We start from the raw sequence: 14,609 nt of genomic DNA on the forward strand, positions 1-14,609 counted from the left end.
GGGGCCCGACCCGCTAAGCGGATCAGGCCCCTGACCTGGTATTTCAGCTGTCGGGGTGGCGGGATTTGAACCCACGACCTCTTCGTCCCGAACGAAGCGCGCTGCCAAGCTGCGCTACACCCCGATTGTCGCTGCTCGTCGCGGCGACGTCGTTTACTTTAGCCCACCGTTGGCCGGAGACGAAATCCGGTTTTCGGGGCGTCGGTCGTGGCGGCTGGGGCGCCCCCGGCGGGGGTGTACGAGGTCGGGGCGGAGGTGGTCGACGACGATGAGGAGGAGCGCGAGGGCGTAGGAGGCGAGGCCCAGGAGGAGGGCGTTGCCGAGGGTGCTCTTGTAGCCGTGCTGGTCGACGTCCAGGAACGGGTAGAGGTACGGGGCCGGCCAGTCGGGGGTCACCAGCGCGGCCCGGCCGAGTGTGAACACCAGGTACGCCAGCGGGTAGATCAGCCACGCCGCCGCATGGCTCAGGCGTGGCGGCGACGGGCGGGTCAGCAGCAGCCAGTCCGCCACCACCGCGAGGGGGATCGCCGTGTGGAAGGCCGCGTTCGTCACCGCGAGCCAGCCGGTGGGGTCGACCGGGGCGCCCGTCGGCGTCGTCGTCATGGAGAACGTCGCCGGGTCCCGCATCAGGATCAGGTGGTACACCAGCGCCGCGATCACGGCGTAGAGAACCGTGCCGCCGGTCACCCAGGACGGCAGGGGGCGGCTGGCCGACCACGCGCGGCGGGCCGAGACGGCGAAGACCAGCGCCACCAGGGCCGTGCTCTGGACCGAGAAATGGCTGAAGGCGCGCAGCGGGCTGCCCAGCACCATCTCGGTCACCACGGCCCCGGCCGCCGCCAGCGCGACCAGGGCGCGGCACACCGCCGCCAGTGGGCGTCGGGCCGGTGCCACCACCGCCGTCGCGGGCACGACGGATGTCACCGGTGCGGGAATGCCCGAGATCGCGGGCAGGTCGGGGATGTCCCTCGGTATCGGTGCGGTCATGCGGCTCACGCTAGGACGCCCCGATGAAACGGGCTATTCGGGGCGATCCGTACGGGTCAACATTCCCGGGTGCCGGGTGCCGGGTGCCGGGTGCCGGGTGCCGGGTGCCGGGTGCCGGGTGCGGCCGGTGAGGGCGGCGCCATTGGCGGCACTCTCGCCACCGCCCCCCTTCCCCGGCAGCCCCCGAAGGCCCTCCGTGCATGCCCCTCCGTGCATGCCCCGTCCGTGCATGCCCCCTCCGTGGAGGCGACCTCCCCGCCGCCCCCTCCCGCCCGGCCCGCGCCTCACCCAGCCGAGTCCTCCCGCCCGACCAACGTCAGCAACGAAGCCTCCGGCGGGCAGGCGAACCGCACCGGGGTGTAGCGGTTCGTGCCGCAGCCGGCCGAGACGTGCATGTACGCGGTGCGGCCGTCGGCCGTGTGCGTGGAGAGGCCCTTCACTCGCTCCGTGTCGAGGTCGCAGTTGGTGACGAGGGCGCCGTAGAAGGGGATGCAGAGCTGCCCGCCGTGTGTGTGGCCGGCCAGGATCAGGGGGTAGCCGTCGGCGGTGAAGGCGTCGAGGGTGCGGAGGTACGGGGCGTGGACCACGCCCAGGGAGAGATCGGCGTAGTCGGACGGGCCGCCGGCCACCCGGGCGTAGCGGTCCCGCTTGATGTGCGGGTCGTCGAGACCGGTCAGCTCGACCGACATGCCCTCGACCTTCAGCGTGCCGCGGGTGTTGGTGAGGTTGAGCCAGCCCGCCCCGTCGAAGCCGTCGCGCAGGTCCTCCCACGGGTTGTGGATGGCGCCGACCACCGGCTTGTTGCCGTTCAGACCGTGGCGGCCCTGGGCCTTTTCCAGGAGGTAACGGGCGGGGTTGCGCAGCTTGGGGCCGTAGTAGTCGTTCGAGCCGAAGACGTACGCGCCCGGGAACTCCATCAGCGGGCCCAGCGCGTCCAGCACCTCGGGGACGCCCTCGGGGTCGGAGAGGTTGTCCCCGGTGTTGAGCACGAAATCGGGGCGCAGCCCGGCCAGGGAACGCAGCCAGCGCTGCTTCTTGCGCTGCCCGCTCACCATGTGGATGTCGGAGACCTGAAGTATCCGCAGTGGCCGCATGCCCGGTGGCAGCACCGGTACCGTCACCCGCCGCAGTCGGAAGGAGCGGGCCTCGAAACCCGCCGCGTACACCACACCGGCGGCACCGACCGCCGCGATCCCCAGAGGTACTCCGTATCGCGCTCGCATGTGTCCATCGTGTCAGACCCCGCCGGATCCGAACGTCGGCCTGTGGATAACCGCCGACCACCACCGCCGAACGTCACCGCTCGCCAACTCCCCCTGTGGACAACCCACTCCGCCTTTGTCCCCACATCCGCACACGCCAGCGAAATCAGGGCGCGCCGCCCGCACCACACCTGCGACAATCGACCCCATGACCACGCTCAAGTCGAAGCTGCAGGCAGACCTCAACGCCGCCATCAAGGAGCGCGACGAGCTCCGCTCCTCGACGCTCCGGCTGACCCTCACCGCGATCACCAAGGAAGAGGTCGCGGGCAAGGAGAAGCGCGAGCTCTCCGACGACGAGGTGCTCAAGGTGATCACCAAGGAGGCGAAGAAGCGCCGCGAGGCCGCGGACGCCTTCGCCCAGGGCGGTCGTACGGAGTCGGCCGAGCGGGAGAAGGCGGAGGGCGAACTGCTCGCCGAGTACCTGCCCAAGCAGCTGTCCGACGAGGAGCTGAACCAGATCGTCGTGCAGGCCGTCGAGGAGGCCAAGGCCGCCGGTGCCGAGGGCCCGCGCGCGATGGGCCAGGTCATGAAGATCGTCAATCCGAAGGTGGCCGGCCTCGCCGAGGGAGGCCGGGTCGCCGCCCTCGTCAAGCGGCAGCTGACGGGCAGCTGACCGGACCGCGCGACCGACTGACGCGCGTCACAGCAGAACGGCGGTGGGGGCGCCCCTTTCCAGGGACGCCCCCACCGCCGTATCCACGCGGATCAGCGACTCATCGGAGCCGGCTCGGTCAGCCCACCCAGGGGCAGCCCACCCGGGGTCGGCTCACCCGAAGCCGCCCCCATTGCCGTTCCCGTTGTTCCCGCCGTTCGTCTGACCCTGGATCCAGTTCTCCGGGATGCTGAACTCCGGCGTGGGGAAGGTGGTGTCGCCGTCGGCGCCGCCGATGAAGCCGTCGTCGTTGTCGCCGTCGTCACCATTGCCGTTGTCGTCGTTCCCACCCCCGTTGCCGTTCCCGTTCCCGTTGTCGTTGTCGTCGTCCCCTCGGCCGCGGTCCGGCCGGTCCTCGGGGATGTAGACGCGGTTGAAGTCGGGGTTGGGCTTGCCCTCCAGCGCGCCGGACATCATGTCGCGCCAGATCGGGCCGGGGACCTTGCCGCCGAAGACCTTGGCGTACGGCACCCCGCCGATGGTGATGTTGACCATGCGGCGCTTGTGCGCCGGGTCGCCGACCCACACGGCACCGGCCATGTTCGGGGTGTAGCCCACGAACCAGGCCGCGTAACGGAAGTCCGTCGTACCGGTCTTACCGGCGCTGGGACGGCCGCTGCCGAGGCCGGCCTCCGTGCCCGTACCGTCCTCGACCACACCCCTGAGCAGGGCGTTGATGGTGTCAGCGGTGTTCTCGGACATGGCGCGCGAGCAGGTCGACTTCGGGACCTCCAGCGACTTCGACGTCTCGCCGACCCGCTGGGTGATGGACTCGATGGCGACCGGCGTGCAGTACATCCCGCGCGAGGCGAAGGTCGCGTACGCGTTCGCCATGGTCAGCGGTGACATCTCCTGGGTGCCCAGGGCGATCGACGGGTTCTGGCCCATCTTGGCGCCGTCGGCCCGCTCGACACCCATCTTCTCGGCCATCTCGGTCACCGGGCAGATACCGATGTCCGCGATCATCTGCACGAAGTAGGTGTTGACCGAGAGCGCGGTCGCCTTCTTCATCGAGTACGGGCCGACCTCGGCCTCGTTCTCGTTGGTGAGCGTCGTGCCGTCGGTGTTCACCCAGTTCTTGCCGCCGCAGACCGAGATCGGGCTCGGGTACTCCATCTTGTACGGCGCCGAGTACGACTTCGTCGGGGCCATGCCGTCTTCCAGGGCGGCTGCGGCGACGATCGGCTTGAACGTCGAACCGGGCTGGTAGCCCGCGCCGCCGCCCATGGACTCGTCGACCGACAGGTTGATCGTCGTCTCGTTCTTCTTTATGTCGAGACCGTAGGGCCGCGACTGGCCCATGGCGAGGATCTTGCCGGTGCCGGGCTCCACGATGGTGGCGGCGGTGGCGACCTCGTCCTTCTGGTTGACGTGGTCCTTGATGGAGGCCTGGACCGACTTCTGGGCCTTCGGGTCCATCGTCGTCCGGATCGTCAGACCGCCCTGGTTCCAGATCTTGGCCCGGTCCTCCTTGGTCTTGCCGAAGATCGGGTCGTTCAGGAAGACCTCGCGGACGTAGTCGCAGAAGAAGCCCGCGTTCTTGACGGCCGTGATGCAGCCGTTCTTCGGCTTGCTGATGTCCAGGCCGAGGGGCTTGTCCTTGGCCTTGTCGGCCTCCGCCTGCGAGATGTCACCGACCTCGGCCATGCGCTGCAGCACGATGTTGCGCCGCTTGGTGGCCTCCTGCGGGTCGTTCAGCGGGTCGTACCGGCTGGGCGACTGCACGATGCCTGCGAGGAGGGCGGCCTCCTCGACGTCCAGGTCCTTGGCGGACTTGGAGAAGTAGCGCTGGGAGGCGGCCTCGACGCCGTAGGCCTGCTGACCGAAGAACGTGATGTTCAGGTAGTTCTCGAGGATCTTCTTCTTGCCCAGTTCCTCTTCGAGCTGGATCGCGTACTTCAGCTCGCGGATCTTCCGGCCGAGGGTCTGCTGGGTGGCCTGCTGGACCTTGGTCGGGTCGTCCCCGGCCTCCTCCACCGCGACGTTCTTCACCAGCTGCTGCGTCAGCGTGGACGCGCCCTGGGCGACGCCGCCCTCCTGCGCGTTCCGGTTGACCGCGCGCAGTACGCCCTTCAGGTCGACCGCGCCGTGCTGGTAGAAACGGGCGTCCTCGATGGCGATGATCGCCTGCTGCATGTACGGCGAGATCTCCTTGAGATCGACCACCGTACGGTCACGGCTGTACACCGTGGCGATCGAGTCGCCCTTGCTGTCCAGGATCGTGGTGCGCTGGCTCAGCGGTGGCTGCTTGAGGTTGGCGGGGAGTTCGTCGAACCCCTCGACCGACCCCTTGGCCGCCAGCCCCAGGGCGCCGACCGCGGGCAGCGCGATGCCCGCCATGACGGCACCGGCGAGGACGCTGACACCTAGGAACTTGGCGGCCTGCTGTGTGGGGGACAGACCACCACCCGAGCGCTTGTTTGGCATGAGGGCAGCCTAATCCGTAGTCCTGACCGTTCCGAAGGAGCGGGTGGGTCCAGAGGGGTACGGGTGCCGGATCGTGACATCCGTGATCGTGTCCTCGCTCGCCCATGGGCTGGTCCAGGAGGTGGACGGCGCGGAGACATGAACGAACATGAACGGTTGTCTACGTTCCCATTCGCCGGACACGCGCACAGGCGTTGGCCTAAGCTGCTCTCAACTGTCACAGCCGTAGGCCCTTGTATCAAGTACGTCCAGCGAGCCCGAATCGTTCTGACGTTCTTCCGATTTTTTTCCGGTGCCGTGCCCGAATACGCCTTGTGTGTCATTCGGTGTCCGTTGTGACGCATGTCAACTGTCCCGTTCTGACGGGATAGTCACGTATGTCCTCAGGTCACTCCCGCGGGTGATCTGCCGCTTACGCATAGTCCGTTCGGGCCATTCAAGATTGGGCCCGAAGGGGGTGTTGCGCTGTGCCCACCTTCCGTAACGTCCTCAACTGGCGGCGGTGAATATGCCGCTGCCGCCGTGGGGGAGCCTCGATTCGGGAGAGGACGGCGCCGGTATGGGCTGGGTAACCGACTGGAGTGCGCAGGCTGCCTGCCGCACTACCGATCCGGATGAACTGTTCGTTCAAGGAGCAGCGCAGAACAGGGCCAAGGCGGTGTGCACCGGATGCCCGGTACGCACGGAGTGCCTGGCGGACGCGTTGGACAACCGCGTCGAGTTCGGCGTGTGGGGAGGAATGACGGAGCGCGAGCGCCGCGCACTGCTGCGCAGGCGACCGACCGTCACGTCGTGGCGCAGGCTGCTGGAGACCGCGCGCACGGAGTACGAGCGTGGCGCGGGCATTCTGCCGCTCGACGATGACGAGATGTACGAGAACTACGCGGCGGTGAGCTGAGGCGAGGCCCCTTCCGGGTCACGTCGGTCGAGGGCGCCCTTGAGGTGTCGGCGCGTCGGGCAGGTGTGCCGGCTCTCGGGTGCCCCGAGGCGTGGATCGGTAGCGGTGGTCGGTCGTATGCCAGTCGTCTGCCGGTTCAGTCGTATGCCAGTCGTTTCAGTCGTCCGTCAGTCGTTGTCGGAGGTGGGCAGTTCCGGCCTTATGGCCGCGAGTCGTTCCCCGATGTCCCGCAGACCCGCCAGGTCGTGGACATCGCCGGGCAGCGCGGCCACTTCGGCCACGGCCACCTCGGGATGCAGCGCGGTGAAGCGGTCACGCGTGCGCTGCTCGCGGGAGAGCAGCCGCATCCGCTCGGCGTGCAGCCGGAGCAGGCCTGCCGTCAGCTGTTCCACCGTCCGGTCCGGGGCAGGGGAGCCGTCCTGGGTACCGGTCGTTGCGGGAGATTCTGGGCCGTCTGGACTGCCTGGACTTCCTTGACTGTCTGGACTGCCTTGGCTGTCTGAACTGCCGTACGTGTCGGGAGAGTTACGAACTGCTTTCCCGTCCCCCTGATCCACAATGCGGGGCTCGTCAAGATTTTCCGCGGCGGCGAGCGCGCGCTCGGCGGACAGCTGGGCCGCGCCGCTGCCATGGACGCGGTTCAGCACCAGCCCGGCCAGCGGCATGTCCTCGGCCGCCAGCCGCTCCACGAAGTACGCCGCCTCACGCAGCGCGTCCCGCTCCGGCGCGGCCACCACCAGGAAGGCCGTACCGGGCGCCTGGAGCAGCTTGTACGTGGCGTCCGCGCGCGTACGGAAGCCGCCGAACATGGAGTCCATGGCGGCCACGAACGTCTGCACGTCCTTCAGCAGTTGACCGCCGAGCAGCTTCCCCAGGGCGCCCGTCATCATCGACATGCCGACGTTCAGGAACTTCATACCGGCCCGCCCGCCGACCTTCGCCGGAGCCAGCAGCACCCGGATCAGCTTGCCGTCGAGGAACGAACCGAGCCGCTTCGGGGCGTCCAGGAAGTCCAGCGCCGAGCGGGACGGCGGGGTGTCGACGATGATCAGGTCCCACTCGTCCCGGGCCCGCAGCTGGCCCAGCTTCTCCATCGCCATGTACTCCTGCGTGCCCGCGAAGCCCGCCGAGAGCGACTGGTAGAAGGGGTTGCCCAGGATCGCGGAGGCCCGTTCGGGGTCCGCGTGCGCCTCGACGATCTCGTCGAACGTGCGCTTCATGTCGAGCATCATGGCGTGCAGTTCGCCGTCCCCGTCGATGCCCTTCACCCGGCGCGGGGTGTTGTCCAGCGAGTCGATGCCCATGGACTGGGCGAGCCGCCGGGCCGGGTCGATGGTGAGCACGACCACCTTGCGACCGCGCTCGGCGGCCCGCACCCCGAGCGCCGCCGCCGTGGTCGTCTTGCCCACACCGCCGGCACCGCAGCACACCACGATGCGCGTGCCCGGGTCGTCGAGCAGCGGATCCACCGCGAGCAGTCCGGGCGCGCTCATCGCGCGGTGTCCGTCGGGGGAGGAGGCCGAATCGTGCGTGGCGGCCGGGTCCGGAGTCATGAGATCCCTTGCTGACGCAGTTCCTTGGCCAGTTCGTACAGGCCCGCCAGGTCCATTCCCTCGGCGAGCAGCGGCAGTTCGTGCAACGGCAGGCCCTGCTCGCCCAGCACGCCCCGCTGTTCGTGCTCCAGCGTGTACCGCTCGGCGTACTCCTCGGCCTGCGCGAGGAGCGGATCCACCAGGCGCTCGGCGGTGCCGCCGCGCCGCGCGCCGCCCAGACCCGCCGCGGACAGGGACTTGGCGACGGCCGTACGCGGCACCGCGCGCGCGAACTCCAGCTCGTCGGCGTCCAGCAGCTCGGGCCGCACCATGTTGACGATGATCCGTCCCACCGGCAGCTTCGCGGCCCGCAGCTCGGCGATGCCGTCCGCTGTCTCCTGGACGGGCATCTCCTCCAGCAGCGTCACCAGATGCACGGCCGTCTCCGGGGACTTCAGGACCCGCATGACGGCCTGGGCCTGATTGTGTATCGGGCCGATCTTGGCGAGGCCCGCCACCTCGTCGTTGACGTTCAGGAAGCGGGTGATGCGCCCGGTGGGCGGCGCGTCCATCACCACGTAGTCGTACGTGAACCGCCCGCTCTTCTCCTTGCGGCGCACCGCCTCGCAGGCCTTGCCGGTCAGCAGCACGTCCCGCAGACCCGGCGCGATGGTGGTCGCGAAGTCGATGGCGCCGAGCTTCTTCAGGGCCCGGCCCGCGCTGCCGAGCTTGTAGAACATCTGGAGGTAGTCCAACAGGGCCAGTTCGGGGTCGATGGCCAGCGCGTACACCTCCCCGCCCCCGGGAGCCACCGCGATCTTCCGCTCCTCGTACGGCAGTGCCTCCGCCTCGAAGAGCTGTGCGATGCCTTGTCTGCCCTCGACCTCGACCAGGAGGGTGCGCTTCCCCTCGGTCGCGAGGGCGAGCGCGAGTGCGGCGGCGACCGTGGTCTTTCCGGTCCCGCCCTTGCCGCTGACGACCTGGAGCCTGCTCACGTATTCGAGCCTAACCAGTCCGCGCGCGGCATACGCGGGAGGCTGTGGACAACTTGTGCGGAACCGTGCCGGACGGCGGCGGCCGGGCAGCGGATAAAGTCGGCCGCATGACCAAGTGGGAATACTCAACCGTGCCGCTGCTCGTCCACGCCACGAAGCAGATTCTGGACACCTGGGGCGAGGACGGCTGGGAGCTCGTCCAGGTCGTTCCCGGGCCGAACAACCCCGAGCAGCTGGTGGCCTACCTGAAGCGGCCCAAGCCGTGAGCGCCGTCGAGGCGAAGCTCGCGGAACTCGGACTGAGGCTGCCCGAGGTGGTCCCGCCGCTCGCCGCGTACCAGCCCGCCGTCCAGAGCGGTGTGTACGTGTACACCGCCGGGCAGCTGCCCATGGTGGACGGCAAGCTGCCCGTCACCGGCAAGGTGGGCGCCGAGGTCACCCCCGAGGAGGCCAGGGAACTCGCCCGCACCTGCGCGCTGAACGCCCTCGCGGCCGTCAAGTCCGTGGCGGGCGACCTGGACCGCGTCGCGCGCGTGGTGAAGGTCGTCGGCTTCGTCGCCTCCGCCTCCGACTTCACGGGCCAGCCCGCCGTGCTGAACGGCGCGAGCGAACTCCTGGGCGCCGTCTTCGGCGACAAGGGCGTCCACGCGCGCAGCGCGGTCGGCGTGGCGGTCCTGCCGCTGGACGCGCCCGTAGAGGTGGAGCTCCAGGTGGAGCTGACCACCGCGTAGGCCCGCCAAGATCGCGGAGGCTCACTCGAACATCCGCCCGTGACGAGTTAGCCTCCGCCCATGGCAAACGGGCAGTGGTACCCAGCCGAGTGGCCGGACCGCATCCGCGCACTCGCGGCCGGCACGCTGACACCGGTGACCCCCAGGCGGGCCGCCACCGTCATGCTGCTCAAGGACACGGCCGACACCCCGGTCGTGCACATGCTGCGCAGACGCGCCTCCATGGCTTTCGCCGGGGGCGCGTACGCCTATCCGGGCGGCGGCGTGGACCCGCGCGACGACGACCGGCAGATCCGCTGGGCGGGCCCCACGCGCGCGTGGTGGGCGTCCCGGCTCGGCGTCGACGAGACCGACGCCCAGGCGATCGTCTGCGCGGCCGTGCGGGAGACGTACGAGGAGGCCGGTGTCCTGCTCGCCGGGCCCGGCGCCGACACGGTGGTCGGCGACACCACGGGCGACGACTGGGAGGCGGACCGCGCGGCGGTGGCCGCCCGGGAGCTGTCCTTCGCGGAGTTCCTGGACCGCAGAGGCCTGGTCCTGCGATCGGACCTGCTGGGCGCCTGGGCCCGCTGGATCACCCCCGAGTTCGAGTCCCGCCGCTACGACACCTGGTTCTTCGTGGCCGCCCTCCCGCAGGGCCAGCGCACCCGCAACGCCTCCACGGAGGCCGACCGCACGGTGTGGATCCGCCCCGGGGAGGCGGCGGACGGCTACGACAAGGGCGAACTGCTGATGATGCCGCCCACCATCGCGACGCTGCGCCGCCTCGCGGAGTACGGCACGGCCGCCGACGCGCTGGCCGCCGCACCCGCCCGCGACCTGACCCCCGTCCTCGCCGAGGCCCGCCTGGAGGGCGACGACGTGGTCCTCTCCTGGCCCGGCCACGAGGAGTTCACCAAGCGCATATCGGCCGCCGGGGGCACCCCGTGACGGGCCCCGTGGGGTGCCGGAGGACCGGGGCCCCACCCTGTCGTGCGCCCCGCACCCCGTCACGGGCCCTCCGCGCCGCCCCGCGCCCCTCCGACACCCCGCCCGACCCGCTGGAAGGCACCCCCGCATGACCGACGCAGCAGCCCTCCCCGGCCAGCCCAGGGGCGGCGTCCTGTCGGGGCCCGCCACCGCGCGCGCGGTCAACGTGCTCGCGCCGAACGCCTCCGTGATGACGCTGGACGGGACCAACACCTGGATCGTGTCCGAGCCGGACTCCGACCTCGCGGTCGTGATCGACCCCGGCCCGCTGGACGACGTCCACCTGCGCGACGTCGTCGCCACGGCGGAGGAGGCCGGCAAGCGGGTCGCCCTGACCCTGCTCACGCACGGACACCCGGACCACGCGGAGGGCGCCGCCCGCTTCGCCGAGCTGACCGGGACGAACGTACGGGCCCTCGACCCTGCGCTGCGGCTCGGCGACGAAGGACTGGGCGCCGGAGACGTCATCGCGCTCGGCGGCCTGGAACTCCGCGTCGTCCCCACCCCCGGCCACACCGCCGACTCGCTCTGCTTCCACCTCCCGGCCGACCGGGCCGTCCTGACGGGCGACACCGTCCTCGGACGCGGTACGACGGTCGTGGCCCACCCCGACGGCCGCCTCGGCGACTATCTCGACTCCCTGCGCCGCCTCAGGTCCCTCACGGTCGACGACGGCGTCCACACCGTCCTCCCCGGTCACGGCCCCGTCCTGGACGACGCCCAGGGCGCCGTCGAGTTCTACCTCGCCCACCGCGCCCACCGGCTCGCCCAGGTGGAGACGGCGGTCGAGAACGGCCACCGCGCCCCCGACCAGGTCGTCGCCCACGTCTACGCGGACGTCGACCGCTCCCTGTGGCCCGCCGCGGAACTCTCGGTACGCGCGCAGTTGGAGTACCTGACCGAGCACGGCCTGATCTGACGACCCGATCCGACCCGGGTCTCTGCCGGTCACCCGTCGATCGCCGGCCGAGACCCTCTGGACGGCCGCCTCCGGGGTCACGGCAGTCCGAACGGTCTCCCGGGCCTCAGAGGCCTCCCAACCCTCAGAGAACCCCCTCCAGGGGATTTCCAGAGGCCGTTTCCCTCACTGTTCTCCCGGACGTGGCGCTTTGACGCCGTGCACGCGCGCGTACTCCTCGGCCAGCCAGGGGGCGAGGTCGTCCAGGTAGGACCGCAGCAAGTCGGCACGGGGACCCGGCTCGTACCCGGCCACGGCGGCATCGCGCAGCTGCGCGGCGCGCTCGGGGTAGTACTCGCCGAATACCTCCGCCATCTCGTGCAGATCGCTCGTCCAGCCGTTCCAGCGGGGCATGACCAGGGTGAACCCGGTGCGGACGAGTCGCCGGGAGCAGCCGCGCACGAGCGTCCGCAGGGCATTGTCGTCGGTGGCCTCCGCGACCCGCTGCCGCCAGCGCGGCAGGGCCAGCGCGAGGTCGCCGTTGGTCTCGCGCGCGAGGAGGGACGTCGGCCGGTAGCGGGGCAGCTCCTCCGCCAGGTCCTCGCCCAGCAGGGGAGTGCACAGACAGGCCACGAACCAGCCCAGGTCGTACCGCTCCAGGTCGCTGAGCACCTGAGCCCGGCCGACCAGCAGCGTCCCGCCCCCGTCGATCTGGGGGAACTCCTTGTCCAAGGCCTCGTCCAGCGCCCGCGCCGCCGCCCGGTCCGCCTCCGTGGGCTCCCCGCGCAACGCCACCAGAAGATCGAGATCGCTCCGCCCGGGACGAGCCGTACCCCGGGGGATCGATCCATAGAGGTACGCACTGTGCAATTGCGGCCCGAACACGTTCAAAACCCGCTCCCGAGCCGCCGCGACCACCGGCCGAAAGCCCTCACTGACCCGCCCGAGCGCGCCTTCCCTCTCGATGAACCCCTGCCGGTCCAGCCCTCTTGAACGCCCGCTTCCCACCATGCGATCACTGTGCCGGGAGGGCGGAGCGGGGGCACGTGATTAATTTCGGGCCCATGAGCCGCTTGGCTGGGTCCGGGGCGAAGCCCCGTGAGGGCGCGGCGCACACACCGCACGCAGGCGAGGCGAAAACCCGAAGGGGCCCGCCCCGAGACCGGGACGAACCCCATCGGCGTACTGACGTACCACTGCGAAGGGCCACCAGAACCAGGGCCCGAACCGGCGTACGGGCTCAACCGCCGTACGACCGTCCCCGCGTCAGCGCGACCGCTTCGCCAGCCGCTCCACGTCCAGCAGAATCACCGCACGGGCCTCCAGCCGCAGCCATCCCCGCTGCGCGAAGTCCGCCAGGGCCTTGTTCACGGTCTCCCGCGACGCCCCGACCAGCTGGGCCAGCTCCTCCTGCGTGAGGTCGTGCACCACGTGGATGCCTTCCTCCGACTGCACACCGAATCGCCGCGAGAGGTCCAGCAGCGCACGGGCGACCCGCCCGGGAACGTCTGAGAACACGAGGTCGGACATCTGGTCGTTGGTCTTCCGCAGCCGCCGCGCGACCGCGCGCAGCAGCGCCGCGGCCACCTCGGGGCGCGCGTTCAGCCAGGGCTGGAGGTCGCCGTGGCCGAGGCCGAGCAGCTTGACCTCGGTCAGCGCGGTGGCGGTCGCCGTCCGCGGACCCGGGTCGAACAGCGACAGTTCGCCGATCAGCTCACCGGGGCCGAGCACGGCCAGCATGTTCTCGCGGCCGTCGGGCGACGCGCGGTGCAGCTTGACCTTGCCTTCGGTCACCACATAGAGGCGGTCACCTGGGTCGCCCTCGTGGAAGAGAGCGTCACCGCGCGCGAGAGTCACCTCACTCATGGAGGCGCGGAGCTCCGCGGCCTGCTCGTCATCGAGCGCCGCGAAGAGCGGGGCGCGCCGCAGAACGTCGTCCACGAGTTCTCTCCTTGTCGACCTGCTCAGGGGATCTTGCTCCCCGTACTACCAGGGGACCGTGTTCCCCATCTTGCCGGACGGTCCAAACAGTGTGATCTGTCACAAGGATGCCGCACACATGTCCCGGGGTAAGCGTCAGGGGTCCAATTGGGGGCCGATCTTCTGGGCCCGGGGCGGATGTCGGTGCCGGGCTCTAGGCTGGCCGGGTGTCCAAATCGCCGGTGAGAGCACAGGCCGAGGGGGCTGGGCGCGTGGCGGTACGGCGTGATTCCGCTGTGGGCGAACAGCGCCCCACGGGAGCGAACAAAACGGCAAAGGCGACGAAGGTGTCCGATCCAGCAGCGGCGGAGAAACCCGCCCAGAAGACCACGAACCCGGCGAAGAAGGCCGCATCGGTGAGAAAGGCCTCCCCGGCCCGGAAGACGGCGGCGAAGAAGACGGCCTCCGCGCGGAAGCCGACCTCCGCGCGGAAGCCGGTCGCCACGACCGCGCCCGCTCCCGCGACCGAGTCCCACACCGCCCTGGTCCGTCGAGCCCGCCGTATCAACCGCGAACTCGCCGAGGTGTACCCGTACGCGCACCCGGAGTTGGACTTCGAGAACTCCTTCCAGCTGATCGTGGCGACGGTCCTGTCCGCGCAGACGACGGACCTGCGGGTCAACCAGACGACACCGACGCTCTTCGCGAAGTACCCCACCCCCGAGGACCTGGCCGGGGCCGACCCCGAGGTGGTCGAGGAGATCCTGCGGCCCTGCGGATTCTTCCGGGCCAAGACGAAGTCGGTGATAGGGCTGTCGAAGGCCCTGGTGGAGAACCACGGCGGTGAGGTCCCCGGCCGTCTCGAAGACCTCGTCAAGCTGCCCGGCGTCGGTCGCAAGACCGCCTTCGTCGTGCTCGGCAACGCCTTCGGTCGGCCCGGCATCACCGTGGACACCCACTTCCAGCGGCTCGTACGACGCTGGAAGTGGACCGAGGCGACCGACCCCGACAAGATCGAGACGGCCGTCGGCGCGCTTTTCCCGAAGAGCGAGTGGACGATGCTGTCGCACCACGTGATCTTCCACGGCCGCCGTATCTGCCACGCCCGGAAACCGGCCTGCGGCGCCTGCCCCATCGCCCCGCTCTGCCCGGCGTTCGGCGAGGGCGAGACCGATCCGGAGAAGGCCGCGAAGCTCCTGAAGTACGAGAAGGGCGGCTTCCCCGGCCAGCGCCTCAACCCCCCGCAGTCCTACCTCGACGCGGGCGGCATTCCGGCCCGGCCCCTGGGGGCCGCCGGATGACGGACCGCGCGAACCGACCCGGCACGTACGCCACC

The 14,609-nt window shown here is 70.2% G+C and carries 14 protein-coding genes and 1 tRNA gene; 7 read left to right on the forward strand and 8 right to left on the reverse strand.

All coding sequences use genetic code 11. The features are described from left to right. Positions 1 to 50 precede the first annotated feature (50 nt). From F9278_RS27090 to F9278_RS27100, 3 genes are all read right to left on the reverse strand, one after another. Positions 51 to 124: transfer RNA gene (locus F9278_RS27090), tRNA-Pro, on the reverse strand. Positions 125 to 153: 29 nt separating this feature from the next. Beyond that, a complete protein-coding gene (locus tag F9278_RS27095) occupies positions 154 to 987 on the reverse strand; it encodes a Pr6Pr family membrane protein (RefSeq protein ID WP_152170635.1) in 834 nt (277 codons plus the stop codon). Positions 988 to 1,271: 284 nt separating this feature from the next. Continuing rightward, the gene (locus F9278_RS27100) at positions 1,272 to 2,210 is read right to left on the reverse strand and encodes a metallophosphoesterase (protein ID WP_152170636.1); all 939 of its coding nucleotides are present in this window, start codon (positions 2,208 to 2,210) and stop codon (positions 1,272 to 1,274) included. Between the two features lie 187 nt (positions 2,211 to 2,397). Between F9278_RS27100 and F9278_RS27105 the strand changes: the two genes are divergently transcribed. After that, entirely contained in the window at positions 2,398 to 2,865 is a 468-nt protein-coding gene (locus tag F9278_RS27105) for a GatB/YqeY domain-containing protein (RefSeq protein ID WP_152170637.1), read from the forward strand. 153 nt (positions 2,866 to 3,018) lie between these two features. Here the strand turns inward: F9278_RS27105 and F9278_RS27110 are convergent, their stop codons facing one another. Next, positions 3,019 to 5,331, reverse strand: a complete 2,313-nt coding sequence (locus F9278_RS27110; protein ID WP_193241654.1) for a transglycosylase domain-containing protein — start codon at positions 5,329 to 5,331, stop codon at positions 3,019 to 3,021. Between the two features lie 559 nt (positions 5,332 to 5,890). On the opposite strand from F9278_RS27110, the gene wblA reads away from it, so the two are divergent. Continuing rightward, positions 5,891 to 6,229, forward strand: a complete 339-nt coding sequence (wblA, locus tag F9278_RS27120) for a transcriptional regulator WblA (RefSeq protein WP_033524587.1) — start codon at positions 5,891 to 5,893, stop codon at positions 6,227 to 6,229. 167 nt (positions 6,230 to 6,396) lie between these two features. On the opposite strand, the gene F9278_RS27125 is transcribed toward wblA, so the two are convergent. Together F9278_RS27125 and F9278_RS27130 are read right to left on the reverse strand one after the other, a co-directional pair. Further along, positions 6,397 to 7,782, reverse strand: coding sequence for an ArsA family ATPase (locus F9278_RS27125; RefSeq protein ID WP_152170638.1), 1,386 nt, complete (start codon positions 7,780 to 7,782; stop codon positions 6,397 to 6,399). Continuing rightward, positions 7,779 to 8,756: an ArsA family ATPase gene (locus tag F9278_RS27130; protein WP_152170639.1), complete on the reverse strand. Its 978-nt coding sequence runs from the start codon at positions 8,754 to 8,756 to the stop codon at positions 7,779 to 7,781. Before F9278_RS27130 ends, F9278_RS27125 begins: the two co-directional genes overlap by 4 nt. A gap of 107 nt (positions 8,757 to 8,863) precedes the next feature. Between F9278_RS27130 and F9278_RS27135 the strand changes: the two genes are divergently transcribed. The 4 genes from F9278_RS27135 to F9278_RS27150 all read left to right on the forward strand — a co-directional run bounded on the left by F9278_RS27135 (position 8,864) and on the right by F9278_RS27150 (position 11,374). Further along, on the forward strand, positions 8,864 to 9,022 hold the full coding sequence (locus tag F9278_RS27135; protein ID WP_005476015.1) for a DUF4177 domain-containing protein: 159 nt from the start codon (positions 8,864 to 8,866) through the stop codon (positions 9,020 to 9,022). Continuing rightward, the gene (locus F9278_RS27140; protein ID WP_152170640.1) at positions 9,019 to 9,486 is read left to right on the forward strand and encodes a RidA family protein; all 468 of its coding nucleotides are present in this window, start codon (positions 9,019 to 9,021) and stop codon (positions 9,484 to 9,486) included. Before F9278_RS27135 ends, F9278_RS27140 begins: the two co-directional genes overlap by 4 nt. Positions 9,487 to 9,546: 60 nt before the next feature. Continuing rightward, complete coding sequence (locus F9278_RS27145) at positions 9,547 to 10,416, forward strand: NUDIX hydrolase (protein WP_152170641.1); 870 nt, start codon at positions 9,547 to 9,549, stop codon at positions 10,414 to 10,416. Positions 10,417 to 10,543: 127 nt separating this feature from the next. Beyond that, positions 10,544 to 11,374 carry an MBL fold metallo-hydrolase gene (locus F9278_RS27150; protein WP_152170642.1) on the forward strand — a complete coding sequence of 277 codons (831 nt, stop codon included), beginning with the start codon at positions 10,544 to 10,546 and terminating at the stop codon, positions 11,372 to 11,374. 165 nt (positions 11,375 to 11,539) lie between these two features. On the opposite strand, the gene F9278_RS27155 is transcribed toward F9278_RS27150, so the two are convergent. Together F9278_RS27155 and F9278_RS27160 are read right to left on the reverse strand one after the other, a co-directional pair. Further along, positions 11,540 to 12,364, reverse strand: a complete 825-nt coding sequence (locus F9278_RS27155) for a nucleotidyltransferase domain-containing protein (protein ID WP_193241655.1) — start codon at positions 12,362 to 12,364, stop codon at positions 11,540 to 11,542. Between the two features lie 255 nt (positions 12,365 to 12,619). Further along, positions 12,620 to 13,294: a Crp/Fnr family transcriptional regulator gene (locus F9278_RS27160; protein ID WP_005476003.1), complete on the reverse strand. Its 675-nt coding sequence runs from the start codon at positions 13,292 to 13,294 to the stop codon at positions 12,620 to 12,622. A gap of 326 nt (positions 13,295 to 13,620) precedes the next feature. Here F9278_RS27160 and nth point away from each other — a divergent pair, with 326 nt between their 5' ends. Further along, positions 13,621 to 14,574 carry an endonuclease III gene (gene nth / locus F9278_RS27165; RefSeq protein WP_226966971.1) on the forward strand — a complete coding sequence of 318 codons (954 nt, stop codon included), beginning with the start codon at positions 13,621 to 13,623 and terminating at the stop codon, positions 14,572 to 14,574. The last annotated feature ends 35 nt before the right edge of the window (positions 14,575 to 14,609 follow it).

The sequence above is a fragment of the Streptomyces phaeolivaceus genome (assembly GCF_009184865.1).
Taxonomy (GTDB): Bacteria; Actinomycetota; Actinomycetes; order Streptomycetales; family Streptomycetaceae; genus Streptomyces; species Streptomyces phaeolivaceus.

Bases quoted from the DNA above. Each gene is read 5' to 3' on its own strand.
- F9278_RS27095 (WP_152170635.1), bottom strand. From the start codon at position 987: ATGACCGCACCGATACCGAGGGACATCCCCGACCTGCCCGCGATCTCG.
- F9278_RS27100 (WP_152170636.1), bottom strand. From the start codon at position 2,210: ATGCGAGCGCGATACGGAGTACCTCTGGGGATCGCGGCGGTCGGTGCC.
- F9278_RS27105 (WP_152170637.1), top strand. From the start codon at position 2,398: ATGACCACGCTCAAGTCGAAGCTGCAGGCAGACCTCAACGCCGCCATC.
- F9278_RS27110 (WP_193241654.1), bottom strand. From the start codon at position 5,331: ATGCCAAACAAGCGCTCGGGTGGTGGTCTGTCCCCCACACAGCAGGCC.
- wblA (WP_033524587.1), top strand. From the start codon at position 5,891: ATGGGCTGGGTAACCGACTGGAGTGCGCAGGCTGCCTGCCGCACTACC.
- F9278_RS27125 (WP_152170638.1), bottom strand. From the start codon at position 7,782: ATGACTCCGGACCCGGCCGCCACGCACGATTCGGCCTCCTCCCCCGAC.
- F9278_RS27135 (WP_005476015.1), top strand. From the start codon at position 8,864: ATGACCAAGTGGGAATACTCAACCGTGCCGCTGCTCGTCCACGCCACG.
- F9278_RS27145 (WP_152170641.1), top strand. From the start codon at position 9,547: ATGGCAAACGGGCAGTGGTACCCAGCCGAGTGGCCGGACCGCATCCGC.
- F9278_RS27150 (WP_152170642.1), top strand. From the start codon at position 10,544: ATGACCGACGCAGCAGCCCTCCCCGGCCAGCCCAGGGGCGGCGTCCTG.
- F9278_RS27155 (WP_193241655.1), bottom strand. From the start codon at position 12,364: ATGGTGGGAAGCGGGCGTTCAAGAGGGCTGGACCGGCAGGGGTTCATC.